The following is a 3,618-nucleotide window of genomic DNA, read 5'->3' on the forward strand; positions in this document are numbered from 1 at the left end:
CTGCTGCCCCTTATAATTATAGCAATATTTCTGAAGCACATTTAGTTCATTATCTTTTACAAATTTTAATCTGCCTACAGCATCATATTCATAATAAGATGTCATTCCTTTTGGATCAGTAATACTGGTAACACCTACCAGCGGATTATAAGTATAAGTTGTAATAAAATTACCTGAAAGTGAATTTCTAAGCGCATTTAGTTCCATTCTAAGGAGTTGTTCACTACAGCTCTCCGTCAAACAGTTATCCTTGTCAGCATTTGATAATGTTTGTAAATTTGTTATTGTTCCAGCTGGAATATTTTGATAAGCAATATTTTCAATTTTAGCTATAGGCTGTGTCTTATTATAGCCCCAGATGATCGAAACGGGCAAACCTGCCTCAGGAGTATACTGCAATATATTCCCAATATCATCATACTTATCATATGTTATTTTTCTTTTTAAACCATCGCCCGTGGAGGATGAATTCGGAAATTTAGCTGCATAAATAGATTTTGGCATTAATAAATTAGCTGTTGAAACATCTTTTGCATATTCTGTCTTTTGCCCGGATTGCAATACATTAGCCCGCAAGGTTTCTGTTTTTAATGGTGTATCAATTCTGTTAGCTGCAATCATATCATTAACAAAAGGCTCACCTGCCATAACAGCATCCTGAGGATAATAATACCTGGTTCGCAAAGTCTCTTGCAATGATGATTCTGTACTTTGTGAAGTCAACTGAAGATGTACAGGATTACCATATACATAATCCGTAATAGTTGTTATAGGATTCTGCCCTTTAAGATCATACTTTTTGGATAATGAAGATTCCAGATAAAACCAATATCCTTTTGTTTTATATTCTACTATACTAAAATTCTGAACCAAATTTGCAATTGGACAAGGTTCCTCGAAATTTTTCCTAACATTATAAGATTTAATCTCCTTACTGTAAGCGGGATCTAACTTATACCTATTTTCATTCTCTGCTACAACAACAAATGAACCACCTGCCTGTTTTTTTTGAAATGTTTGTGATTTTATTTCCAGACCATTATCCCATCCAAAATTGGTAAGCGGAGCACTTTTAATTTCTGTTTGTCCTAGAATTATATTTCCGGTATCATCTCTATGAACTATAAATTCTTTCATTTCTCCGCCATTTTCAAAAGCGTCACCGCCTTCACTCACCGTGACATATTTATAAAAACAGTTGCTGCTGCCTGTATCAAATAATGAAATCATACTACTGGAACTAATCACAAGATTACTAGTGTCCCAAAAATAACACGCTGTTCCTAATCCTTCAACATCGCACATTTTTCTTTGTACTGATAAATCAATATAAAAAGGGCTTTTTCCTTTATCTCCTGAAGAATGGTTGATATTATCCTTATTGGCATAATAATATCTTTTATAGTTCGCTTTAGCGGATGAATCTGCAAAATCTTTAGTTGACTTGATTCGTACTCCTCCTGTTTCTATATTTGTGTCTTCTGTTACCGGGGCCGTAGCATAATAACTTACCCTAATTGATGCATATGTGTGGAATCCTCCTTTATAAAACTGTAGATCATATGTTTTCCCTGCTTTTGCATCAAAGTAAAAAACATTATCAATACCTGTAATAAAAGTATAACCACCTTGATGAGGAAAAGGAACACCAAATTGGGTGAGCTCATAAAACACCGGGCACTGTGAAGCTGGTGTATCTTTACAAACCAACGCTAAAGAAGCTGCCTCATGTCCAGTATCCTCGGGATCATTTTCTCCTTCTATCGGTGGTGCTGGTCCGTCTTTCTTATACTTAACCCACCCGACTATTTTAATAATTTGATCTGTCGGTGAAGTTATGCTGTATACATGTGGTGCCTCATCCCAATCCTTATCACCTCTTTCGTACAAGGTTTCTGTCTTATTTGGATAGGTCGTTTTTTCTCCCCAATACGTATTGGCTTCATAGTTAAATTCAGTATATCCTTTGGTAGGATAAGTAATTTTACTTAGTAATCCTATTTTAGCAAAATTTTGATCAGGCTCTTTATCAGCTCCATTATAATCAATATTGTTTACCCCTAAATCGTAATCTTCTATATTTTTAGGCACTAAATTGGTATTATTCTTACCATTATAATATCCCCAATGATCCTGACTTGTGGAAAGTCTTTTTGGAAAAACAGACTGACTGATATATTCAAAACTGTATTTTTTGGTTGGATCAAGAAATGTAATATTCTGTAAAAAAACACGATTATTAGTGGTTTTTAAATAATTGAAGGTTAGTTTTTCAATAACAATACCATCACTGTTGTATTGAGCAATGGTCTCAATCTTGCTGTTACCCTCAACTTCTTCATTAACTCCTGGGCCGCTATACGTAAAAGTTACATAACCTTCAATAGTATTATTACTGTATATTTTATTTACTCTTTTACCAAGTACTGTCATATTATAAGCCGAAATACCACTAAGAGTTGGAGCTTTAGAATAGACACCTCCATTACAATCATTTTGCACTTGAGGATATGACATTACTAGGTTTTGAGAATTCGAAGCAGTATAATCCATATTCATGCCCTCATATGTCAGATAAATTTCTGATCCGTTTGGATGTACTATTTTACTTAAATACCAGGCTGTAACACTACCACTTATTACAGAATGCCCTTCTCCCTGATTTCTGAAAGTTGTCGTTTCTTTTTCTGTAAAATAATATTTAACTCCATTGGTGGCTGTTAATAAAAAATCAGCATTTTGAGTTCCAATTTTTTCTATTTTAATTTTTTGATTATTCACCAAAACCGGAACTCCATTTTTATCATACACAAACTTTCCTGAGTTGCCATTAAAATTAAAAGAATAGATATCACTTTCCGTGTCCGCATTGTCCTGTCCGGCAGCTCTATAAAATTGTATTCTTTCTTCAATGGTTGCATTAGGTAAATCATCTGGTGGGTAAATCGCGGTTATGGGCTGATCTAATTTATCTCGTACAGTACGGGTAATAACACCACCAAAATTCATATTCCAGCCCAATCCTACATTCGATGCCACTTCATCTACTTTTATTCCGTTTGAACCATAAAAAAGCGAAATCGGAGATTCCAGATCCTTTGTCTTAAACGTAATTAATGGAACCGAAATATTGGCTGCTCCCGTAAATAATCCGACAGGAACATTCCCATATTTGCCCAGTTCTCCTGCAGTAGGTGAAGGCGGGGTAATATTGGGTAAAAATTTACCAGTATCTGTCTGCGCAATACCAATTGTTGCTATAAACATGAAAAACAGTAAAAACTTTGTTTTTACTGAATGCTTTAAAATTAGCTTATACATTATAAAATATTTTAATGAATTGATTTGATGACTTTAACCGATTCGGTTTTAACATCGGTTTTGATGTTGATGATGTAGATACCTTCCGAGTATCTGCTTAAATCTACCGGAACTGTTCTGCTGGTTATACTGAATTCTTGCAGGATTCTTCCCGAAATATCAACCACAGTGGCCGTTCCTGATTTAAAATCATGGCCGATAATGACATTGGTATAAGTAGTGGCAGGATTAGGTATGGCTTCTATAGCGGCTTTGACTTTTTCGACTTTGGTTTTGTCTTTTAGTTTCACCACCCAA

The 3,618-nt window shown here is 34.8% G+C and carries 2 protein-coding genes; both read right to left on the minus strand.

Going from position 1 to position 3,618, the window contains the following annotated elements; translation table 11 throughout:
* On the minus strand, positions 1-3,321 hold a 3,321-nt coding region (locus tag GKZ86_RS25135), incomplete at its 3' end, for a hypothetical protein (protein WP_154785758.1).
* 11 nt (positions 3,322-3,332) lie between these two features.
* Positions 3,333-3,618, minus strand: a 286-nt coding sequence (locus GKZ86_RS25140; protein ID WP_154785759.1) for a T9SS type A sorting domain-containing protein, incomplete at its 5' end; no start/stop codon positions are given.

This window comes from Flavobacterium sp. LC2016-13, assembly GCF_009707955.1.
Classification (GTDB): domain Bacteria; phylum Bacteroidota; class Bacteroidia; order Flavobacteriales; family Flavobacteriaceae; genus Flavobacterium.